The 22,485-nt window shown below is 35.7% G+C and carries 22 protein-coding genes; all 22 read right to left on the bottom strand.

The features are described from left to right. Positions 1–10: 10 nt before the first annotated feature. Entirely contained in the window at positions 11–1,609 is a 1,599-nt protein-coding gene (locus tag ACQV2Q_RS04550; protein WP_428875961.1) for a hypothetical protein, read from the bottom strand. Positions 1,610–1,619: 10 nt separating this feature from the next. Next, positions 1,620–4,094: a G5 domain-containing protein gene (locus tag ACQV2Q_RS04545; protein ID WP_428875960.1), complete on the bottom strand. Its 2,475-nt coding sequence runs from the start codon at positions 4,092–4,094 to the stop codon at positions 1,620–1,622. Next, positions 4,091–6,670 (bottom strand): phage tail spike protein, encoded by a 2,580-nt coding sequence (locus tag ACQV2Q_RS04540; RefSeq protein ID WP_428882137.1) that lies wholly within the window; start codon positions 6,668–6,670, stop codon positions 4,091–4,093. Before ACQV2Q_RS04540 ends, ACQV2Q_RS04545 begins: the two co-directional genes overlap by 4 nt. A gap of 9 nt (positions 6,671–6,679) precedes the next feature. Continuing rightward, positions 6,680–7,402, bottom strand: coding sequence for a hypothetical protein (locus tag ACQV2Q_RS04535; protein ID WP_428882061.1), 723 nt, complete (start codon positions 7,400–7,402; stop codon positions 6,680–6,682). Continuing rightward, positions 7,399–12,276, bottom strand: a complete 4,878-nt coding sequence (locus ACQV2Q_RS04530) for a phage tail tape measure protein (protein WP_428882058.1) — start codon at positions 12,274–12,276, stop codon at positions 7,399–7,401. The genes ACQV2Q_RS04535 and ACQV2Q_RS04530 overlap by 4 nt, the downstream gene beginning before the upstream one ends. A gap of 38 nt (positions 12,277–12,314) precedes the next feature. Further along, positions 12,315–12,482 carry a hypothetical protein gene (locus ACQV2Q_RS04525; protein ID WP_428882057.1) on the bottom strand — a complete coding sequence of 56 codons (168 nt, stop codon included), beginning with the start codon at positions 12,480–12,482 and terminating at the stop codon, positions 12,315–12,317. Positions 12,483–12,532: 50 nt separating this feature from the next. Further along, positions 12,533–12,883 carry a hypothetical protein gene (locus ACQV2Q_RS04520; protein ID WP_428882055.1) on the bottom strand — a complete coding sequence of 117 codons (351 nt, stop codon included), beginning with the start codon at positions 12,881–12,883 and terminating at the stop codon, positions 12,533–12,535. 10 nt (positions 12,884–12,893) lie between these two features. Beyond that, positions 12,894–13,571, bottom strand: coding sequence for a hypothetical protein (locus ACQV2Q_RS04515; protein WP_428882053.1), 678 nt, complete (start codon positions 13,569–13,571; stop codon positions 12,894–12,896). 24 nt (positions 13,572–13,595) lie between these two features. Then, entirely contained in the window at positions 13,596–14,033 is a 438-nt protein-coding gene (locus ACQV2Q_RS04510) for a hypothetical protein (protein ID WP_428882052.1), read from the bottom strand. After that, positions 14,033–14,368: a hypothetical protein gene (locus ACQV2Q_RS04505; RefSeq protein ID WP_428882051.1), complete on the bottom strand. Its 336-nt coding sequence runs from the start codon at positions 14,366–14,368 to the stop codon at positions 14,033–14,035. Before ACQV2Q_RS04505 ends, ACQV2Q_RS04510 begins: the two co-directional genes overlap by 1 nt. Beyond that, on the bottom strand, positions 14,368–14,712 hold the full coding sequence (locus ACQV2Q_RS04500) for a hypothetical protein (RefSeq protein WP_428882050.1): 345 nt from the start codon (positions 14,710–14,712) through the stop codon (positions 14,368–14,370). The genes ACQV2Q_RS04505 and ACQV2Q_RS04500 overlap by 1 nt, the downstream gene beginning before the upstream one ends. Further along, the gene (locus ACQV2Q_RS04495; RefSeq protein WP_428882048.1) at positions 14,705–14,989 is read right to left on the bottom strand and encodes a hypothetical protein; all 285 of its coding nucleotides are present in this window, start codon (positions 14,987–14,989) and stop codon (positions 14,705–14,707) included. Before ACQV2Q_RS04495 ends, ACQV2Q_RS04500 begins: the two co-directional genes overlap by 8 nt. Before the next feature lies 1 nt (position 14,990). Beyond that, positions 14,991–15,221, bottom strand: a complete 231-nt coding sequence (locus ACQV2Q_RS04490; protein ID WP_428882047.1) for a HeH/LEM domain-containing protein — start codon at positions 15,219–15,221, stop codon at positions 14,991–14,993. Positions 15,222–15,231: 10 nt separating this feature from the next. Continuing rightward, positions 15,232–16,407: a phage major capsid protein gene (locus ACQV2Q_RS04485; RefSeq protein WP_428882045.1), complete on the bottom strand. Its 1,176-nt coding sequence runs from the start codon at positions 16,405–16,407 to the stop codon at positions 15,232–15,234. Continuing rightward, positions 16,407–17,195, bottom strand: a complete 789-nt coding sequence (locus ACQV2Q_RS04480) for a head maturation protease, ClpP-related (RefSeq protein ID WP_428882044.1) — start codon at positions 17,193–17,195, stop codon at positions 16,407–16,409. Before ACQV2Q_RS04480 ends, ACQV2Q_RS04485 begins: the two co-directional genes overlap by 1 nt. Before the next feature lie 37 nt (positions 17,196–17,232). After that, complete coding sequence (locus ACQV2Q_RS04475) at positions 17,233–18,375, bottom strand: phage portal protein (protein ID WP_428882042.1); 1,143 nt, start codon at positions 18,373–18,375, stop codon at positions 17,233–17,235. A gap of 170 nt (positions 18,376–18,545) precedes the next feature. Then, positions 18,546–20,201 (bottom strand): terminase TerL endonuclease subunit, encoded by a 1,656-nt coding sequence (locus tag ACQV2Q_RS04470; RefSeq protein ID WP_428882041.1) that lies wholly within the window; start codon positions 20,199–20,201, stop codon positions 18,546–18,548. Then, complete coding sequence (locus ACQV2Q_RS04465) at positions 20,194–20,538, bottom strand: hypothetical protein (protein ID WP_428882039.1); 345 nt, start codon at positions 20,536–20,538, stop codon at positions 20,194–20,196. Before ACQV2Q_RS04465 ends, ACQV2Q_RS04470 begins: the two co-directional genes overlap by 8 nt. 169 nt (positions 20,539–20,707) lie before the next feature. Beyond that, positions 20,708–21,064 carry an HNH endonuclease gene (locus tag ACQV2Q_RS04460; RefSeq protein ID WP_428882038.1) on the bottom strand — a complete coding sequence of 119 codons (357 nt, stop codon included), beginning with the start codon at positions 21,062–21,064 and terminating at the stop codon, positions 20,708–20,710. 319 nt (positions 21,065–21,383) lie between these two features. Further along, positions 21,384–21,794: a DUF1492 domain-containing protein gene (locus ACQV2Q_RS04455; RefSeq protein WP_428882037.1), complete on the bottom strand. Its 411-nt coding sequence runs from the start codon at positions 21,792–21,794 to the stop codon at positions 21,384–21,386. Continuing rightward, positions 21,761–21,934 carry a hypothetical protein gene (locus ACQV2Q_RS04450; RefSeq protein ID WP_428882035.1) on the bottom strand — a complete coding sequence of 58 codons (174 nt, stop codon included), beginning with the start codon at positions 21,932–21,934 and terminating at the stop codon, positions 21,761–21,763. The genes ACQV2Q_RS04455 and ACQV2Q_RS04450 overlap by 34 nt, the downstream gene beginning before the upstream one ends. A 71-nt stretch (positions 21,935–22,005) precedes the next feature. Then, positions 22,006–22,485, bottom strand: a complete 480-nt coding sequence (locus ACQV2Q_RS04445; RefSeq protein WP_428882034.1) for a hypothetical protein — start codon at positions 22,483–22,485, stop codon at positions 22,006–22,008.

Here is a 22,485-nt window from a genome sequence, read left to right as displayed (position 1 = left end):
TTCCATATTATTAATTTACTACATAAGCGATATCGTCATTTACCCAAAACTCTGAATAACTTGTTTCTACGCTACCGTCATTGTACACTCTGTGGCACCTATAAGGTGCTGGGGTGTTCCAGGTAGCTTTATATAAGACTTTGTAGGTGAGGTTTCTATAGGCTGGATCAACCGTCAATCTATATCCGTCTTGATTATAAATCGTTGATGAATTTAACTTAATCTTGGCACCTACATAAATTTTGCTGCCAGATCCCGTTTCACCACCTGTGTCACTGCTGCCTGGATTGACCGTTCCACCTGTATTTGCACCACTATCAATATTTCTTATAGAGCTTTGTAATGTTTTAACAGTTCTTTCAAGATTGGCCAGTCTTGACGCTAGATTTTGTAGATTGGTATTTATACAAATCCATTTATTAGTGGCAGGCTCATAAATATAGAAATATCCTTTATCAGACCCATTGCTATATTTCCATCTGATAGCACCACCACTCATGACGTCCTCAATAACAGTGTCGTTATAATAATTGTCCAGACGAAATCCTTGCGGCCTGTCTCCGTGCAATATAGGCCGATACAATCTCACATCACCTAAAGAGCCGTGAACGGCTAAAGATTGTAAATAACTGTTATCAGCACCTGTTGAATAACCAAGAATAAGATTTGCTCCACTTTTTCCTGCTAATGCAAAATCTCCACCTGCTGAATAAGACAAAGCCCCTATCCATTTATTAACATTATTTCGATTGCCATAAACACGAATGCCGTCGGCAACAAATTCTGTTGAAATTTCATTTGACCCGATTGTTTTTAATACCTTCATGCCATTTGAATCAATTTTCGTCATGCTATGCTTACCATTGAACATAGCTTGTATAAGGTTGGCTTCTTGGCCTGTTATATTCTTAGCATTAATATTGATAATATTAGCCGTTAAAGCGTCTATAGTGCCTATTTTAGCCGTATTAATGGCCGCGTCAGCAATCATAGCTGACTTAATCGTGGCATTTTGAATATAAGTTGTATCAGGGGTGATTCGGAGAATATTCTTGCCAGACGAGTTCTTAGAACTAAAAATAGTTGAACCTGCCTGAACATTGATTTCATTTATAATATCTTCTTTGCTAACCGTAACATTATAAATATCTTCACTCATTTGCTGAACCGTTTTTGAAGTTTCGCCTTGAATTAAATTAATTATTTTTCCTGCCGTTGTTAAGGTGCTTGTTTTCAAAGAACCGTCAGCATTGAGAAATTCAGTTAGAATACCATTCGCATTAATTTGAAATTTTCCATAGCCATTTGCTGGGTCTTGCATAGCTAAAGATATGTTATTTAAATTATCAAAAATAGTTCTCAGCCTTGAAGCTTCTGAGGTGTTCTTTTCATAAGGTTTGTTAGGATCTCCAGTCCATAACATTGTTTGTTCTAAATAATAATCTCCTATGTGACCATAGGCAGCGCCATCTAAAACATCTTCATGTATAAGTTCTATCGACTGGTCTGCTGAAGTTGGGGAGAAATCAAAACTTAATAGCTTTTTTCCATCTTCTAAATCTTTAATTTTAGGAGAGATTACTTTATTTTTTGATTTTATTTGGAACATAATTCACCTCCTAAATTCTATACTTAACTTCAATGTCTGCGAAGTGGGAGTCTACTCCGTTAAACAAGCCATCATTTCTTGCTGCTGATAGTGAGTTATAATTGACTAATAAGTCTTGATTATTTATTGAATATATCTCTTTGTGCATTATCCATTTGCCATTATTTGGTATATATGTTTTGCCATCAAATCTTACAGATATTATATCTTTCCCTATTAAGAAATCACTCTCAACATTTATAGTTATTGGTGAGTACCCTTGCCACTGGTGTTGTTTAGTTTTATAAATGAATTTGTTGTTGAAAGTTATGGTTGCTTCTCTTGGTTTGGTTCCAACCAAAGTTATTTGGTCTCTTTTTGATTTTGTGATAGTCCCAGAGGTGTCAACATTTCTGTAGTTGGTTGTTTTGCTGCCGTTCAAATATTCAACTTCACGATAATAAGAGCGAACTCCAGTTATTCCTGATTGCGAAATTCTGGTTTCCCCGATATACATTGTATTTGTGTTTCGATTAATATTTGAATAAGGAATGGGCTCAGTCTTATATACTTCGCGTTTCCATTCAACGGTGGCCGTACCTTGAATATAGATTTCGTTGACTGGTTGTTTTGTTATAACTTCATAATCTTTAACTATTGTTCCTGTTGGCCGATTATCTTTAACATAAACTTCTTTGATCGAATAAATGATTTTGCTTCCTTTTTCGCCATTAGTCCTAACAAAAGATTCGCTAGCTCTTTTATTTCTATCATTGACGGTTTCTCGAACAAAAGGCAAAGATTTAATGGTCGAAGTTTCAACCCATTTTGTTTCTTCTCTACTAAGTGGAATTGACAATTCTACACTTTGATTATTAGGGTTCAATGAATATTTTTTAGAAGCATTTATCAATCTATTTCCTTTGGCTGTCATCACAATCTCATTATCTTGATAAGGTTGTTGAAATTCATAAGGTAAATAATGAACTTTGCCATCTGGTAAGGTCACATAAGATTTTGATCTTTCAACCAATGTTTCTATATCTTCCATAACTGGTTGCCATTTCCCAGTTGAGTCAGATATATATATATTTGATATTAAAACCTCTACATCATTTGTTAAACCTCTATTTGGCTGTATATAAAGCCGATTGGAAGTGCCTTTATTTCCAAATGTTATATACGCATCTACTTTGTGCCTGTTACCATCATTAAGTATCTCTTCAACACCTGGTTGGCTATATGAATATGATTTTAATTGGCCATCAATATATATCTTACTATTTGAAAAACATTTATCTAAATGTCCACCTATATTTTTAAGATTTCCAGAAAGCTTCTGCACATTAAACCTTAAATAATATCTAGTGTTTTCTTTCATATTTTCAAAATTTAATTTTAAGCCGTCATATGCCTTGTCACTAGATGCGACATAAGCTAAACTTTTGCCAAAACTAGAAACGCTTTTATTGAATATCGATTCGATTGGCACTATATCTAGAAGATTTCTATTACTTTCATCAACAATTTGTTCTGATGGGTGTTTAGAATACGGTGTGGCTTCTTTTCCTCTTTCTAGTTTGATCCACTCCAAAGTTGAATCTACAACTACTGTGTTCGGAATTGGATATACCCTAATATGAGTATTATCCGCGATATATTTAACACCGCCGTAGCTGGTTTCTTCTTTCCAAGGAAAGGTCTTAGTTACAATTCCTTCCTCGTTAAATTCTGATTTCTTAATAAAAGCCATACTAACAGATCCTCCAGAATTATATAAAGAGACCCCAGTTTTACCGTCTCCAAGTCTCATTTTTAAAGTGACAGTAACTAATTCTCCGGCCTTAGGTGGGTCTGTAATTGGGAAAAGTTTTGTTGGATAATTCGGGTTAGTAGTAGGTCTAAACGAGTTTAATAGCATGTTCTCACCATCATTCACTTTTACAGTCCCTTTTCTAGTTCTTAGTTGGACTTTTAAAAGGTCGCTTTTTTTAAACACTCCCCAATATTTCATATTGTTTTTCCAATCTTCATTGCTAATATTTCTAAAACGATATATTGAGACCCCTCTATAATCTTTTATTGTGTAATCGTTTTGGGTTCTAAACTCCCCGATCCAAAAATCACCACCAATAGGGTCTAAGGTTGAAGTTACCCATCTACTTTTGCCGCTATATCTCATCAATAAAGCCAAGAGGTTGTTAAAATTACCTTGAACAATAGATATGTATGTTTCACCTTCTACTATATCTTCTTTCAGCCTTCCTTCTCTGATAAGGTATTCTCCATTGATAATATTCAAGTCTGGTTCTTCTAAAAGATTAAAATCTTCTAGTTTCTTAGTAACGTTCTCATACCAATCAGAAGTTATGCTTAACTCATACTCTGGGAATAAACCGTGGTACAAGGTGTCAATTGTAAAATCATCAGTCACATTGTTTTTGATATGACTAGGATACCTTTCATTCTTGGGAACCAGACTAAAATTTACTGGTTTTATTGTCATTCTATCACCTCAAATTCTACTCTCACTTGACTGCTCACTCTTGGTACATATTTAGCAATTGTTCTGAAATGATAATCTTGAGTGACATCAAAACCAGAACCGTTGTGAGTTAGTTCCTTTGTTCTATCTTCAAGTAAGAAAGCCCAGTCATCACCGTTTATGTCTGTATCCAGTCGATTGTCTGAGAAAATCATCTCTTGGTCATTACCAGAAATGTCAACCAATATTTCGGCTTGCTCTGACAAACCTTTCAACTTCAATTCAATGTTTTCCAGAGCTTTTAAATCATACATAGCTGACCAAGCATAATCCCTAGGATTGCCAGATTTTGTTGGAGTGGTTTTGTTGTAAGCTAACCCAATATATTTCTTACCAGTAGGGTCATCACTCATACCCTTACCACTAGCTGTATCAGCATACTTGATCCAGGTGTATAACGTTTGGCCGTCTACACCTTCCCTGCCATCAGTACCGATCCTGGCCACTGAATATCCATGTTCAACAGTTCCGTCTGTATAATTCCAAGTAGTTCTAGTCCATATATAATCTCCTTGCTTCGCTGTCGGTATGTTTTTTGAATACCCCTTTGTTGGCTTTGTTGTGCCAGAGGTTGAGGTTGCATACTCAATAACGGTACTTGAAACACCCACACCGTCTTTACCAGGAATTCCATCTGACCCTGTATTTCCATCTTGACCAATACGAGAAACAGAGTAAGCACTTTCTGTAGAATTGTTGGTATAAGTCCAGGTTGTTTTAGTCCATAGATATTGCCCTGGAGGAACTGTTGGGATATTGGTACTCCAACCAGATGAAGGCTTTGTTGTGCCAGAGGTTGACTTTGTGTACTTAATGTCTGTTCTGGTAACTCCTAGCCCATCTTTCCCTGGCGCTCCATCTTGCCCATCAGACCCTTTCTGGCCATCTTCACCTTTAATCTTTGACCACTTATAGTCACTGTAGTTTGATGATTGAGTGGGTGTGTTTTTATTTTCAGCAATACCGATATACTGAGTGCTCGCTTTAGGATAGTCGGACATTCCTCTTGTCGGAGTATCAGCGTATTTTATCCAGGTGTATGTTGGTTGCCCATTTTTTCCAGGTGGTCCTTTTACACCATCACGACCTTCAAGAGATTCTAACCATTCTTCCTCGCTTCCTTGAAAGCCATGTTTGACAGCTATTTCATAAGCTGAATCGCCCGGAGTCAATTCGATATTAATCAAATCTTGTTTTGCTTTTTGTAATTGATCATTGAATTTTTTAGATTGTTGGTCGAGTTGTTGGAATTTTAATTCAACTTCTTCGCTGGTTATATCTTGTCTTTCCCACAATCCATTTTCGCTATTAAATATACGCATTTCAACTTCACTAGGTCTATCTAATTCATAGTAGAGCCAAATATCTCCAGTGATAGGATTAGGTACGGGATTGGGTCCAGAAGCAACTCTGTTTATTCCATTAGCAGCCATTTGTACAATCTGCACTTCTTTAGATAAACGTTCTAATTGACTTTTCTGTTTTTCAGAAACATCAGCTACACTATTATTGATGGCTGATCCAAAGTTCTGTCTCCAATCTCCTAATTCGACAGAATAATATTCTTCACCAACAGGATCATAGTCATAACCCACACAGCGAATAACTTCGTCAATATCGTGTATTAAATATTTAAGAACTAAGTCGTCACCGTAATTAATTTCAGTCCCGTCAATAATATTTGTTTTTAATTCAATAGATCTTTTGGGTTTGTCTATGTGGTCGGTTGAATACTTCAACTTCGCCCAATTGATTAGTTCCCCTTTGGTTCGCAAATCATTATTAGTAAATTCTTCTTCATATATTTGAGAGTATTCATTAATTAATGGACTATCCACAACTACATTAAGTGATCGTTCATTATTACCATCCTCCACATATCCCTCATCTTCACGATCAAGAGTCCATGTTGAGTGTGCATGAATACGAGTAACTAAGCCGCTAATTGTTTCTTTAGACTCAAATTCACTTATGTTTTTCTTTTCAGAAAGAAGTGCATTTGTTTTCTTTCCCAAACGCTTGATCATGCGAACATCAAAGCCATTTAATAAGAATTCGCTATCCCACCTCTTTGCAATTCGATTAATTATCTCTAAAGCGTTGTAATAACCATCATTAGTAGATTGAGTATCTGTTGTGAAATCATGTTCTTCAATAACGCTTGAATCAAAAGTATATGGAGTAATATTCGATACAAAGTTATTTTTAAAAACTAAAATAGCTTCTTTACCAGTTGCTTTATTTAAACTAAATGATTTTATTTTTCTAAAGTCCAAGAAATAAAAAAGGTGTAAGGCTACTATCTCGACATGATCTGTTTTAGGTGTTATATCAAACACTCTGAACTGATTTATTCCGTCGGGTGTTTTAGCGCCGATAATCATTTCTTCTTTAACTTTTTGATAGTCCTTATTCTTGTCTAATAAGAGTTTGAACTTTAAATAAAAACCTTCATCTCTTATTACATGTGCATCATAAACATGGTGGATAGGATCACCATTCATTGAAAAATCGGTTTGCCTTTTGTCATACAACATTAATTGCAATTATCTCCACCCCCACCTAGTTAACATTTTGATACTTTGAAAGCCAGAGCTCTTTTCAATTGGCCAACTACCATCTTTAGGTATTTCAAAAAATGGACCTGTAGCCAAACCGTTTTCTAGTTCGCCAGTTCTTATGTTCTTAATGTTCTGATAATTATGTTTACATTCAATCTCATAGGTACCATTTAACCCCTTTTTAAAATTCATCTTATGTAGTCCTATTTTTAAGTACATAGGTGATGATGAAGAAGCGACAATCGTTAGCTTTGGATACATTGGAGCGTTGGTTCTATTGGTTATAGACTGCAAATTAGTAATATCGATTTCTTCCTCTTCCTCATATTCAAAAGGCTCACATTCGAATTCTGCCGTTACTTGATAGCCGTTGACCTCATCAAGAACCTCAGAAGTTATTTCGACCGATAAATAATTGTAGTGTATTAAAGGATCGTCATATCGGACTAACCGACCTTCGTCTTTTAACCATTTTTTAAACTCCCTTAATTCATTTCTATTTACATCATGTAAATAAAAAATAAACTTTAAAGAAATCGTATCGTACGCTTCAACAGACTGTTTTATTGCACCGTTAGCGTAATCTGTTTTAAAAAGCTTGTCTTTTTTGTTGGCTCTTACTAATCCTGGAACTTCTTCAACAGCTACATAAAAAGGGAAGTCAGCACTCGACTCCCCATTTAGTATTAAACTATTATATTTAATCAAGTTGTTCTCCCCTTTCTAAATAGTGCATTCATTGAAACCTCACGATGTAATTGCTGACCAATTACTTTAGCGAGTTGGTCAATGTCACGATCATCTCGGATGACAATATCACTTACATTCACTTCAACGTTGATGTTCGTCGAGTTGTTTCCACCCTTATTCTTCATGTATTCAGCAATAGCTCCCTCCACACCTCGCATTTTCTCGCTAGAAGCTAAAGGTGTGATGGAAACCCCTGATCTCGTAACATGAAACAATTCGGGTCCAGCTTCCCCGACAATCCCCATATAACCTTTAGGAACATTGCCACCATTAGCAAACATACCACCCCATTGAATGTTGCCACCTTCAGCATGCAATCCGATGTGGCCACCCTCAGCGTGTCGTCCAAAAGTTCGATATACCTTGTCAACATAAGTCGTTAAAGTGGAGGTCTTGCTATAAGTAGAATTTAAAGCACTTATCCAATTACGTACTGCATTAGTATTGCCAACAATATTCGGAACGCTAGTGGTGGCCGTACTCGAATTAGATTTCATGTTTGCTACTACATTATTCCATTTATCGACTAGGTTTGTGTCTTTAGGTAACCCAGGAGCACTTGTTGTAGCCTTGCTAGAATTAGATCGCATTGCTTTTACTTTTTCGTTCCATTCTTTTACCTTGTTTGTGTCACTTGGTAAGCCTGGAGCTCCTGTAGTTGCCGTCACCGACTTATCAATCATAGCTTGGGTATGTTTGTTGTAATCTTTAATATTAGCTGACGTCTCACTAATTCCATTCGCGTTTACGGAAATAGTCGTTGTTTTATTATCCGGAATTTCTTCGATTGATTGTTTGTAAGCTTGCATTGATAAAGCGCCAACTGCCCCAGCTAATGCACCTGCTATACTAGCAGACAAACTTGTACTTTTACTTTCAGGAATGGAGTCTATTTCTTCTTTCTTAGCAGTAATAACACCATTGGTATTATCAGATGCCGTAATAAACACATTAGGATCTGCATCTTCTAAATCAGATGCTCCTAAAGCTACATCACCAATAATTGGGGATGCATTATCAGTAGCACTGACACTTACATTAGGATTAAGAGTTCCGAGTTCAGTAGCTAATGCCTTGGTGTTTGTTAAACTTCCGTCAGCAATCAATGTTTCGGCAGTAACTGTCATATTAGTTGGTGTGGCTAAGTTATTTTTCTTGTTTTCAGTCTCAGAAAGTTTTTGATTAGCGAGTTCTGTTTGGGCATCGATAAGTAATTGCTTAGCTTCTGCTTCGCTAATGCCAGCCCATTTCGCAATGACAGCAGCTAATTTATTTTGTGCTTCTTCACTTTCAGCTTGAACAATAAGTTTTTTTACCTCACCATCATTAATTGACTCATGGGCTTGAATAATTTCAAGCAACTGTTCTAAAGCGCCCTTGGTGTCAGCAGTTACTTCTGTTTTTGCTTTAGCACCATCTAAGCTATCAACTTCTGATTTAACTTCTCCTACTTTTTGTTTAGATTCTTCTACACCTTTAGTTTCAGATTCAATCAACATAGATTTCACTTCTTCTAAAGGAATACCACTCCACTCAGAAACTAAAGCCAAAATTTGCTCTTTTGCTTCTGGGCCGTTTGTGTCAATGTAGGCTAATTTAGACAAGAATTGTGTGTTGTTCCATAATTCAGTCTGTTCAAACAATGGAATGAAGTTAGCTAAAGCTTCATCCGTTTCGACTGCTGCTTTTTTAGCTTCGATATTCCCGTCAGCTTTCCAGATGCCCCACTCGTATAATAAACCCGATAGTTCATCATAGCCCTCTGCATTTACTAGAGCTGTTTTCTCTTCATCAGTTAAACTTGCCCAATCGGCCCCAAATAATTCAACAATTCTTTGGAGTTCTTCTTCTCCACTTGTTTCAACTTCAGCTAATTTAGGGTCTGGTTTAATTTGATCATATTCATCTAGAGCCTTTGCTAAAGCTCTTGTTCTTTCTTCTGCATTGTCCATGGAACGGATCATTTCAGCTGTTTCAGAATCAATCATACCCGCAGCTTCCATGAAGGCTAAACCTGTATCTGTTGCTAATCCACGCATTGCTTCTCCAACCATTTCGCTACTTTCGGCTAATTCAGTTAGTGATTGCCCCGATACCTTGGATAAGTCTTGGAATGATCTTACCATTGAAGCCATTTCTTCATCTCTTAAAGCTCGTTCACTATTGGCGGCATTTTTTAATATAGTTTGAATTGTATTTTGTGCATTCTCAACTACCCAAGTTCTTTTCGAATATTCTTGTTCGATCCTAGCTGTTTCTTGAGATAACCATTGCGCTGAATTTTTATGATACTGTGCTTCTTCTTGGGCATTTTTAAGAAGAGTTTCTTTTTGTTCAGATAGTTTTTGTTTAGTTGCTTCTGCCACTTGTGTAATCGCATCAACTTGTGCTTTTGCCCATTTAGAAGTGACAGGTGTTTGATTCATAAATGAGTTGCCAATTTCAGCTAATGAATTACCAACCATGACAGCCATTGAATTGAAATCTTCTTCAATCTTTTTAATCTCGGATTCTGGCATTAAGTCAGATAATTTATTCGCTAAACTTTCATACTCAACAAGCGCATCATTAAACTCATTCAACGTATACGACCAACCCGCATCAATAAATCCACCTTTAAAAATAGAATCTATATTAGCCTGAATAGTACTATTTTGGTTCATGATCCGTTGCGCTGCTTCTTTATAGGTTTCGCCTGTTTGTTTAGTTGCGTCTTGAATTTTCTTCTGTGCATCTGCAGCTTGAGAAGCACCTGCCATAACAGAGTCAAACCACTCTTGATAAGCGCCCTCTGTTTCTTTTACAGACTCTTTATGATCTCGAATAGGTTGAGTAACATTCGTAAGAATAACGGCTCCTATGCCAGCTAATCCAGCTATAATAGGGGCTGCACTAGCTAACCAAGGTCCACTAAATTTAGCAGCCGAGTTTCCTGCATTCGTTGCTTTTCCAGGGATATCATCTAAAGCTTTACCCATATCAGTCAGCGATTTAGGAGTTGTTAATTTGCCGTATGTTTTTATTAAGGTTCCAATTCCCTTAGAAAGACCACCTACTCCTGAAGTGATGCCTCCTATCGTCTTGAGAATAGGACCAGCAGCTGCTACCCACAAAGCTCCTTTTATAATGTTACTTTGAGTAGCTTCGTCTAGATTACTAAATGCTTCAACAGCATTTGTAACGTTTTCCACAATTTCTGTTATGTTATCCCCAAAGGCATCAAAAATTTTGATTCCTAAGGTTTCTAAACTACCCATTAAATCTTCAATCGATCCACCTAAACCTGAGTTAATCGTTTCAGCCATTTCTTTAGCTGCTCCGTCTGAATTAATTAAAGCATCAGTTAATGCTTCATATTCACCTGGAGCAGAGTTAATTAAAGCAAGCATACCAGACATGGCATTTTGCCCAAATAAAGCGATGATTGCTTGTTGCTTCTGTTTGTCAGTAAGATCAGCCGTTTCTTCTCTCAACTCACTAACAATTTGAGTTAATGGCTTCATTTTTCCTGAAGCATCAAACGCTGACCAACCCCAATCATCCATATAGCCCGCTGCTTCTTTAGACGGATCTGCAAGTTTTGATAAGGCTCTACGTAACGTAGTACCCGCTTGAGAGGCCTTGATACCTGAGTTAGACATAATACCTGCTGCGGCAGCTACTTCTTCAAATGTTAGTCCTAAGGAACCTGCAATAGGACCTGCATATTTTAGCGTTTCAGCTAAGTCTGTTGTTTCAGCGTTCGTGTCGGAAGCTGTTCTTGCAAAAACATCCGCTACGTGTGTTGCTTGATCGGCTTCAAGATTAAATTGATTTAATGCAGTTGCTACGGACTCGGAAGCCAAAGCCATATCTTTACCAGATACTGCGGCTAAGTCCATTACACCTGGCATTGAACCGATAATATCTTTAACAGCTAGACCAGCCGATGCCATCATTTCTTGGGCGCTCGCTACTTCTGTTGCCCCAAAGATTGAATCAGCACCTAGTTGAATCGCCTGATTTCTTAATTGCTCGTATTCACCACCTGCAATTTTCAAGTCAGAAGCAGTTAAACCCGCTATAGCAGCAGTTTGTCGCATCTGTTTATCAAAGGTCAATCCTGTTTTAATGGCTGCACCAAAACCTGTAATGATAGGCAATGTGAATCGGGTAGTCATGAAATCGCCAGCACTTGATAGCGTTGATCCGATCGCCATTGCTTTAGTACCAAACTCTTGATACTTTTGAGCAGTATCTGCTAAACGTCCACCTTGATTTCGCCACATCTCATGCTCTTTTTGCATTTGATTAGTTAATCGTTGTGAAGCTAACTCCGTTTTAGCTATTTGATCAGGAAGTTTAGAAAGTTCTTTCTCAGTTTTGCTTACTTCCCTTGAAAGGTTAGTGTACTCTTCTTTTAAACTTTTAGTAGTACTCTTAGACTCTTCCCAAGCCTGTTTTACTTTTTGAACCTCAGGATGCGTTTCACCAAGAACCTTTTTCATCTCTTTGTAGTTCTTTTCCAAGCGTTCAGTTTCACGCGAAGAACTCTTAAATGCACTTTCGGTCTGTTTTAATTTATTAGGTAATTCAGTATAGACTTTACTTAATTTTTCTTGTTCATTTTTAAGAGAGGTTGATTTAGTCTTGACTAACTCCAGTTCTTTACTCAGATTCTTTTGACTGGTTCGATATTTGTCAGTGATACTTGCATTGTTTCCTAACTGAGCCATCGCCAATTTACTTTGCGTCTGCAAAGACTTCATTTCATTAGAGATGCTTTTTATCCCTGAGCGGTATTCTGCTTCCCCCGCAATCGTTAGCCTTATACCCGTTTCAACTAAAGTCATTCTTTTCCCCCTTTCCTACATAATAAAAAAGAGCCCTATTAAAAATCTAATAAGGCTCTTGGATCTGATACGACTTCTATATCATCATCTTTAGTTATAATTTCTCCTTCTTCACTTTCAAAATAGCCATGCCTTTGACCATATCTATGAATCAAATCATAAACCATGTCTAAATTGTGTTCATAGAGAAACTCTTGAAGAGTCATAGAGAACAATTCCCGACATAAGAAGTATAAATTGTCCCAGTCGGTTTCTTCTACTTCCCCTCTTCTTCTTTTTCTTTGTTAAAATGGTCTAACGCTTCAGACGCTTTTTCGTTTACCATCTTGTTGTATGAAAGCATGAACAATTCGACGTCCACTGAATCAGCTTCGTTAATAAGCATTTCTTCAGTGATCTCATCAATACCATTGGCTTCTAAGACGCACATGATAAACTTAATACTTTGAAGGATATTGTTTTCATATCCTTCTTCTTGGAAATCTTTTTGACTCATTCCATAAATGGATTGAACATTCACCCAAACTTTGTTGTTAATTTTTAGTTTATATTCTTTCCCTAATAAGTTAGCTTTAAATGTTTTTAATCCCGATACGACCACACTCATAATTTTCCTCCTATTCTCCTGGGACTACCGTACTAGACTTACATTTTTCTAATGAAGCTTTATCATAGAAACCTTGTTCTAACAATTTCTTACGATCATAGGTTTCACGTACTTCTGGAATGGATAAATCAGCGAAGAAAGCGACCCCATTAGAATTAATCAAAGAGTCTTGCTTTAAATCTGTTTCATATTCTAATGGAAGAGCATTAATAATGTATGATTTCAATTGTTCTTGGAAGTCATCGCGTTCAGTCTCACCACTAACATCAGATGGCTTTAATTCACACTTAGGGAAGTTCCAAATAACTTCTTCACCTGCTTCATTCGTAAATGGAATAGCTAAACGGAAGTAATTATTTCCAATGTTTTCAACAATTGCGTAAATCCCTTTTGCTAATTCAACATAACCAGACATTTTCTCCTCAAAGCCTGCTGCTAAATACCCTGCGTCTAAACTAATTTCAGCAAGTTTCAACTTTTTAATAGGTGAATGCGGTTTGTTTGAAAGATGCACCATCTTCTCTGCAATTTGTAAGGCAATTCCTACTTTATCTAAAGACGGTGTTTGATTAACCACATCTCCATATACTGGTGCAGTATTAGGATCATCTACCGTTGTCATTTCTTGAGTATAAATATCCCCTGCACCTGTCATCAATTTACGTTTTGTGTATTCTACTATTGCCACTTTATAATCTCCTTTATTTATTGATTAAGGCACTAACCGACGTTGTGCCTCTTTAGTGTATTGATCTTTTAATTCATAGTAAGCGGGTCTCATATGTGGTGTTGCGGGTACATATGTAGCCGTTCTGCCTCGATAGCCACCATGTCGGTTTGTTCCACCCAGTTTTTTGTGACGGATTCCTTTTCTTCGGTTATCTAAAGCATGGAATCCTAATTCATGAAAATACCCATGCATACCTGGTCTTCCTGACCAACCAATATCATAATGATCTCCGCTAGTTTCTTTTTGAATACCTGCAGCCCCTTTACCAGTTCTTTGAGTCAGCCCAGCTTGAAAGTTTCTTCTCGCTAAGTTCATCATTTTTTCTTGGTATTCTTCGGTCGTTTTTCTACCTTCATCTGCTTTGCTTGCAATTTCATCGAACATTTTAGCCGCTTTATCAAACCCAAATACTTCAGCCATTATTGCACCACCGTCCAATAATGATAGTAGGTGCGATTTTCGTCTTCTTCAGGAGTAATGGACTCTCTAAACTCTTGAGCCATCAGTCCCGCTTCTTCCAAACAATTCAATATCTGATCCAGCTTTTCGCTTGATTCAACATCTTCTGCTTGGTTGCTAAAGTAATCCACTTGATAAATAGGCCTTCGAGAATGTCTCTTGTTCGATTTTCTGATGGTCGGATTATAAGTCAAAATATAGTTTAATCGAGGCAGTTGACTTAAATCAGAATCAGCATAGGCAAGCGGCAATCCCAAAGTAGATAGCGCATTATAGATTCTTTCTTTAGTAGTCATTAGTCCACCTCTTTCAAACTAATTTCAGTTTCATTATTTTTGTAAGCATAAAAATAGCGATAAACTTCATAAGTTTTATCGCCTATCTTCGCTATATATTTAGTACTTATATTAGTTTTTCCTCTAACAGCAAGTTTTCTACTAATATCCACATCATCTGCATGGGCATAATACGTATCAGAAGCAGTGATTCCTAAATGACGAAACCAGTGGGAAGATACTTTTTCTTCCTGATATTCACCACGAATAATTGTTCCAAACTTATCTTTTTTAGGTGAAACACTATAAAAAGTTATCTTGCCTGCATTATAAACAGGTTGAATAATATCTTTTTTCTTAAGCATCTTGATTCACCTCGTCTGGAGGTTCAATACTTACAACAGACCATCTCAATTGATTAATCTTTTCAAAGAAACTATCAAAGAAATGTTCACTTGCACCATTCCAAGCAAAACGAACATAATCTTTGATTAATGCTTTTGATTCTGGATAGTCATCCATTTTGAACTTCCCACAATGAGATTGAAGAACATTATGTCCATCCGCGATGAGATTAATAATGTTCTCTTTGTCTGCTTCGTCTGCATGTAAGTACGTCATAACCTCATCAACGAATTCCATGTTATTCTCCTTTCAATAGTTCAATTAATTCAGCTTTTTTAGCTTTATCATCGAACTCAATTTCTCGCTTAGTTAACTCTTGCTTAATTTCAGTAACAGTTGCTTCTTTAGCAACTTCATAACTTAAAATTTTATCAGCCCGGGCATCTTCTCCTATCCAAAACTCTCCTTCTGAATATTCAGGTCCCTTTTCAGTGTCTAAAAACTTTTTAGTTGTAATTAATGCTTTCATAATTCTCCTCCTATTCTCCAGGAACTACTGTTGTTCCACCGTCAATGGCAAGATCATAAACTTGAGCTGCATAATTATCAACAGGTTGTCCATCACCTAACAAGTCAATGGCATATAATCTTGCACGTCTCATAGCGAATGTTTCATCATACACGTAAATCCGATTATTAAATGATGCTGAAGCTTCATATTGCCCATCCACATAAGCAATTAATTTATTAACTGGCATTTCAGTTGAAACAATAATTGAATCTTGAGAAATAAATGGTAAGTTAGAAACGAATACTCCATTTGCATTTTGAGTAGTAACTCGCCCAACAATATCTGCATAGTTTTCTGGGTTAACAATCAGTTTAACTTTGCCATTGATATTTCTGTAACGAGTTTCTGTTTCCTCTCCAACCTTTAATTCGTACTTAGATAACGCTTTAATTACACCAGTAAACTCAGTTACCATAGTTTGAGCATCTTTAAAGGTTAATGTGCCAGCCGATTTCTTGTCTTCGTAAGGACTACCATCAACACGAGCTGCTCCTAAATCTTTCATTAGTCCAACTGGTTGACCTACACCTGTACCAGAAATAATCTTAGCTTCCCATTGCTCTGCTACAGCTTCTTTCAAGCAGATACGTAAGAAACGGTCCATCCAACGTGGTCCCATATCTAAAATATCATTAGAAATGATGAAGTATGCAGTTAAGGCATTAAGAGAACGGTCAGACACTCCAAAGATAGCATCTAATTGACCTTCTAAGTCTTTATGCAATTTACCCCATACTGCAAAGCCAGTACGCTTAGCAGTAATGATTTTTGTTCGTCCAATACCTGGTTTGAATTTAATCAGTTTTAATAATGGACGATCTACTTCCAAGTCGTCAAATACACGTTCAATAACGGTCTCAGGTAGGATTTGTTCATTAAAATCTCCACCAGATTTTTTAACCTCGTTATAGAATTTAGTTTCTTCACCCGTTAGCATATGAATGCCACGCGCCATTAAAATATTGTTATCAGTTACATTACGTAACTCTTCGTATTCTTCTTTCACTTGTTTAGTCGCTGCTTCAGTAATCGTATCAGCATAATTCATAATGGCTTCGACTTGTTGATCTGCGGTTGTGTCTTCTGCATTCATAATGTCCTTGAATTCGTTTTTTACTTCTTCTTTATTAAAAAATTTATTCATTATTTTCCCTCTTTCATAAACTTTAATTTGTTTTTAGGTACAGAAATAGAACCCTCATTCTTTTGAGCGTTCTTATCGGTGCTAAATATTTTATTTTCAATTACTTCGGTCACCTTGTTTGCTAACCTGATTTCTAAATCATTCATAGCATCCATCAATTCTTGGTTCCAAACAGAATTATTAATCTTAGCAGCTATATCAATTTCATCTTCATTAACGATTTCTTTTGTTCTGTCAGCGAATCCATCTTTAACGGCTTCTTCTGCTGTCATCCAAGTTTCTTCATCCAATAAATCTGTTATAAATTGTTTTTCAAGACCAATTCTTTCTCCGTAAATATCCACGATGCTAGAATCTACTTTATCCATCATATCTGCCGCTTTTAATAAAGCGTTCTTATTTCCCCAGACGATGGTTGAAGCGCGATGAACCATCATCATTGAACCTGTGCACATAATAATCTCATCGGCACCCATCGAAAGTATCGAAGCAGCACTTGCTGACAACCCTGTAATTTCAACAGTAACCTTTCCAGGATAGTCTTTTAATAAGTTATAAATTTCTACACCTGCGAAACAGTCTCCACCTCCAGAATTTAACTTGATTAAAACTTCGCCTTTGGACTCATTCAAGGCTTTGTTAACTTTCTTAGGTGTGATATCAGTTTCATACCAACCGTATTCGTTACTTACGACATCCCCCGACAAATACAATACTGTTTTGTCTTCAGACACCTCGGCTTTAAATTCAGGCTTAATTTGAGCCCTCATTTTTTCCCATCTTTTCAATCTCTCACCTCCAAGATTTTCCATAAAAAATAGCAGATTATTTCATCTGCATGCTTCCGTCGTCATTTAATGGAGCCATATTGCGTGTAATAAACCTCCTAGTAGTTAAGGAAGTATTTTCTCTTGGTTTGCCCATTAATTCATTAATATCATCAATGGTCCAAACGGCTGACTCCATCATTGTTCTTATATCTTTGCCCATTTCAAGCTCACTATTATAAAGTAAATTAATCGTGCTATACTTCAACAAATCATCAGCCTTAATCTCAGCTTCCGTGAAGTACTTTGCATTCACTTCATTAACTATAATTTGAATAATGGGCTTGATACAAAATTGTACGAACGCTTCTCGATGTTGACTAATATCAGCTAAATCACCACTAAATAATAATGGCGGAACTTGAAGAGCATTAGCTACTTGTTTAACATACATGTTTTCCAAATCGCCTAATTCTGTCACCGATCTACCTAAGAAGGTCTGTGAACGTTCCTCAATATCATAGTCTAATTGTCTTGGTAAGATAGCAACCGATTCTTTTTCAATTTCATTTTTAATATTTGCTAAATATTTTTTATAATCTTCCATTTGCTGTTTTTGACTCTTATTTGGAGAATTCAAAAACTTAAATTGAGCAAAGATTCTAAGTTGTTGTTCTCTCATGTGAACGTCTACTAATCGACTAAAAAGCGTTGAGTAAGATTCATCCAACTGTTTTAAGAACAGCGTTAACTTCTCATTAAAATATTTAAAGTGAAAAACTTCATTCGCATAATAAGTTTTATTTAAAGCTAACTCACCAATTACAATATCCTTATAGTGATATGGTGCCATTTCTTTATTTCGAAACACGTTAAATGAATCAGCAATATACAACTTATTATTAATAGGAACAACTAAGCATTCACCTTCTAATAATAATTTTTCAATTAATTTCGTTTTAAAGTCAACTGAATTCATATTATCATTTGGTGAATGATTAAATAAATAGTTCAATGCGCTGTCTCTTGATCTAAAATCAACTAAAGTTGCTGCACTTTTTATTTTTCCGATAACAGTATCGAGTGCTGCTTGTTTTAAATGCGTTTCCTTATACAAACTATAAAGTTCTGTCCATTCAGATATAGGGACGTTTGCTGTTCCTTTTTCTTCAGGAGTAAAAATATGTTTAATATACGTCATTAATCCAATCTTAACCCACCACCTTTATTAAATATTCGTCGTAACCCAGACGTGGGAGATGTTGGATCACGCTCCTTACTTTAATCCTAACTGACGGACAAATACTAAAGACATCCAAACACCTCCCTTGGGTTATTTACCCAGTTTAATGTCATATGGTAGGACAACATTTAACTATAAAAGTCTCCAAGAACAAATTCTTCAGGTTCATTCTCAATTAAATCATCTGACTTCCAAATACCTAACATCATGGCCATGAAACCATCCGTTTTTCTTCTTTCTTTACCTTTTTTACCAAAGACTAAATTATTATATTTATCTCTGGTCACATAGACATTATTCGTAAACCAATTCATCAGTGGGTTATATCCCCAACTAAGTAATCTTCTACTAAATATTGATTGGATTCTAATACCGATACCTGCTGCGATTGCTTGAGATTTCATGACAACGATCACTTCAAACCCTGCTTCTTTTAGAGCTTTTTCTGCATAATCTTTTCGGTAACGGTCAATAATTATAGTGTTAATATTGTATTTTTCTCTTTTCATTACAAACCAATCAACTATATAACTTATTGGTATATCTACTTCCTCGACAATTGTTAAAAGTGGCTCTCTACCAGTTATAGGATCTCGCTTAGACCATTCATCAACTGGAATGCTAATTTCATAATTATTGAGAAATGTTCTCGGTACAAAAGAATGTGTATCATAGAAATATTTAGGACCTTCTCTTAAAATAACACCACAAGCAGTAAAATCTTTATTACTAGATAAGTCTAAAGTTCCGATTCCAGGGTAACCCGTTAAATCTGGTAATTCTCTATTACAAGCCTTTACATCTTCTTTACTTGCAACATTTTCCTTTGTTTCAATATCATCAAAGTTCATACGCTTAACAATAAAGAACCCTTTATCGCCCCCATATTTCAAATCGTTATAATCCGTTATAACTTCATCAAATAATATTTCAGCGTATTCAGACATTGGCTTTTGAAACATTGGGTTAGCTTTTTGCCAGTAATCAAAGTCATTCATTTCTTCTATGCTGTCTAATCTACAAACAAAAGGGAAAAATCCAAATTCTTCCGTTTTGCCATGGAGGATGTCGAGTGAACGTTTCATTAATTCATCATAAACGCCATCTCTTTTAAATCCTGTAGTACCGATAAAGAAAGTTCTACTATATGGTCGTTTACCAAACCCCATTCGGAAGGCTCCGATAATTTTGCTATCCATAAATTCATGAATTTCATCAAAAATAATAGCACCCAAACGGGCACCTTCTTTTGTATCCGCATTACTAGTGTAATACTTGAACCAATTTTTATTATTTCTTGATATGATTTTAGACAGATTATGTCTGAAATGAACTTGCAATACCTCTTTTTCATCAATAACATTGTAAGTTTCTTCAACTGAGGTTACCGCTTGGTCTTCGGAAGTTGCCACCACACCAACGTTATACCCATTGACGCCGTGTAAATCACTGATTAAGTAATGACTTAACCCAGAAATCAATCCATTCTTTCCTGCACCTCGTGCCATAGTCCAAAAGAATTGGTTAAAAACCACCTTTTTCTTGCCTTTATACTTTAAAAATACGAAAGCAATTAAAAATTTTTGAAAAGGCTCTAATTTAAAGTACCATTTTTCTATGAACTTAATACAATTTTCAATTTGATCTTCATCAAAATAAATATCATTTCGCGTGTAGATTCTTTTGTGAACCCATTCAAATAATAACTCTTGTTCTTCATTAACGAGTATTTTACCTGATTTCCAAGTGTCTATATATTGATCAATATAAACTTGGCTAATCATCAATTAAATTCCTTAAGTTATTTTTATTTTTGCTCGTGATTTTACTCGTAACCTGGGAGTGGTTATCAATTGACTTCCATTGAATTGATTTTTTCAAATCTTTGATTGTTTTGTTTAGGTCATTCATTTTAACAATCCCATCATTCGTTTTCGTAAATGATTGAGATCCATTCTCTGTTATGGTTAAAACGCCAGTTTTATGTACTTCTCGTCTTAATTTTCGGTGCATATTTATTAAATCGATTAAACGGTCAACATCATCTTTGGAACCTAAATCCTTTTCATCAATTCGAGAATAATAGTATTCTCTCAAAGTTTTAATCGGAATGTCAGCCACAGAACCCCCCCTTTCTAAAAAAAAGAATTACTTATTTTTCTGGGAAGCGACCTACCCGCCCGCTGATAAGAGGATTTAAATTTTGTGAAACTTTTTGAGGGGGAATGTTTCACGGAATATAAAACCACCCACCCTCTTTGAAGATCATAAACTTAAAACAAATTGACATTTACCACCATTCATCATCCCACTCAATGCTTTCACTTGATGTAAAGTGTATTGCGTTGTGACAATCGATACACACAGTTAACAAATTATCCTCATCAAGTCTTAGTGAAGGATAGAACTCAATTGGTTTGATATGATGAACGATCAAAATCTTGCCATTCTTCTTGTTACTTCCAAGGGTTACTTTCCCTTGTGACTTACATACTTGGCATTCATTGTTGTCTCTTTGCTTGATACGGCGAGACAACTTACGCCAAGCACTCGACCAATAGAATTGATTCTTGTCGATCTCTTGAGTAGGAAGATCAGGTCTTGCTAACCTTTGAAGTTCTTTTAATAAATCCTTTGATAACTCCACCTGATCACTATCCCTCCATTCTTAAATCAAAAAAACAAATCTTAAAAACAAATCGACTAATTATTTAACTCCTATTTTTTTAAATCAAAATAAATTAGCGAATAAATTCTTGGAATAAAATTCTAAAAATAAATCCTCAAAATAAATTCGCTAAAATAAATTTAATAAATTAAAACCACCCCAAATTTATGGGGTGGAAACAAAAGGAGGTAATGTCGTCGCACGAGTCAGCAAATCAATCACAATTTGCTCACTACCATCATACTATAGAATAGCAAGATGTAGTGTAGGTTCAATGTAGGTATATTCATCATACAATTTATATCTCACTCAAATCATCCATCGAAATCTTATCTGCTAATTTAATAGCCTGAACTAATCGAGAGTGTTTCTCACGGATATGTTGATAGGAATATCCAAGGTCTTCAGAGATTTCAAACAATGATTTCTTCTCAATATATTTCATGACTAAAATTTGAGAGTCTAAATCTTCAAAGCCCTTAATTAAATTCGTTAATTTATCCCGACGGTCTTTTATAATTTCTAATTCTTTTGTGTAACGTTTAATGTTTTCTTCTAAGTTACTGGATAGAGATTCTGATTCTAATTTAATCTTTTGTAGATCTCCATCAACCCAGCGCTTCAATTCAGCTTTTGATTCTTCTAGTTGAAATTGATAGAACTCTATCTTATTTTTTATTTCTTTAAAGCTTTCGAGCCATTCAAACATTGCTTCCCTCCTTGAAACTGGTCAGGGTGTCTTAAAATATACGTCTCACCACTGACCTTAATAACAGTGGGCTTACCTTTTTTCATCTTTTTAATCGTTACAATGGGTCGGTAGCGATCTCCTACTTTTCGTTCTTTCAATCGAACTCGTCCTTTCTGTATATTGATGACATGATAAGTACGGTTAATAATAATGCTACGATTAGTGGCATTTAATCAGCCTCCAGTAAATCAATAATTTCAGTCGGTTCTTGATTTTCCCATTTGATAAAGGAGAATAAATTTTTATTTAATTTTATATAGTCATCGATATTATTATTTACTTTCCAACCGTAAGAGTTTTTAGTCGGCTTGTCTTTGTAAGCGTATAGATCATCATCACTATCTCTTGCAATATAGTTAATACTTCCAACGCTCTCCAAAATAACTCTTTCAACATCTGATAATTTAACCTCTCTATCTTCAATCGGGGTCGAAGCGTATTCTACGCATAGTTTTAAAAGTTTTTCTTTATCTCTTTCGCTCATTTCATAAAAATTTCCATATCTTGTATCAATGGCATAGGTTTCATCAGTTCTTACACTACAATAATATGTACAACCCATTTTAATGTATATACCCTTATCTATTACTTTTATTTCCCAATCTTTATTTATCTCTTTAACTTTTTTAATAAATTCTTTTGTTAACAT

Origin of the sequence: Facklamia sp. P12950 (assembly GCF_050409465.1) — a bacterium.
Taxonomy (GTDB): Bacteria; Bacillota; Bacilli; order Lactobacillales; family Aerococcaceae; genus Facklamia.
This window is presented reverse-complemented; position numbering and strand designations above follow the sequence as displayed.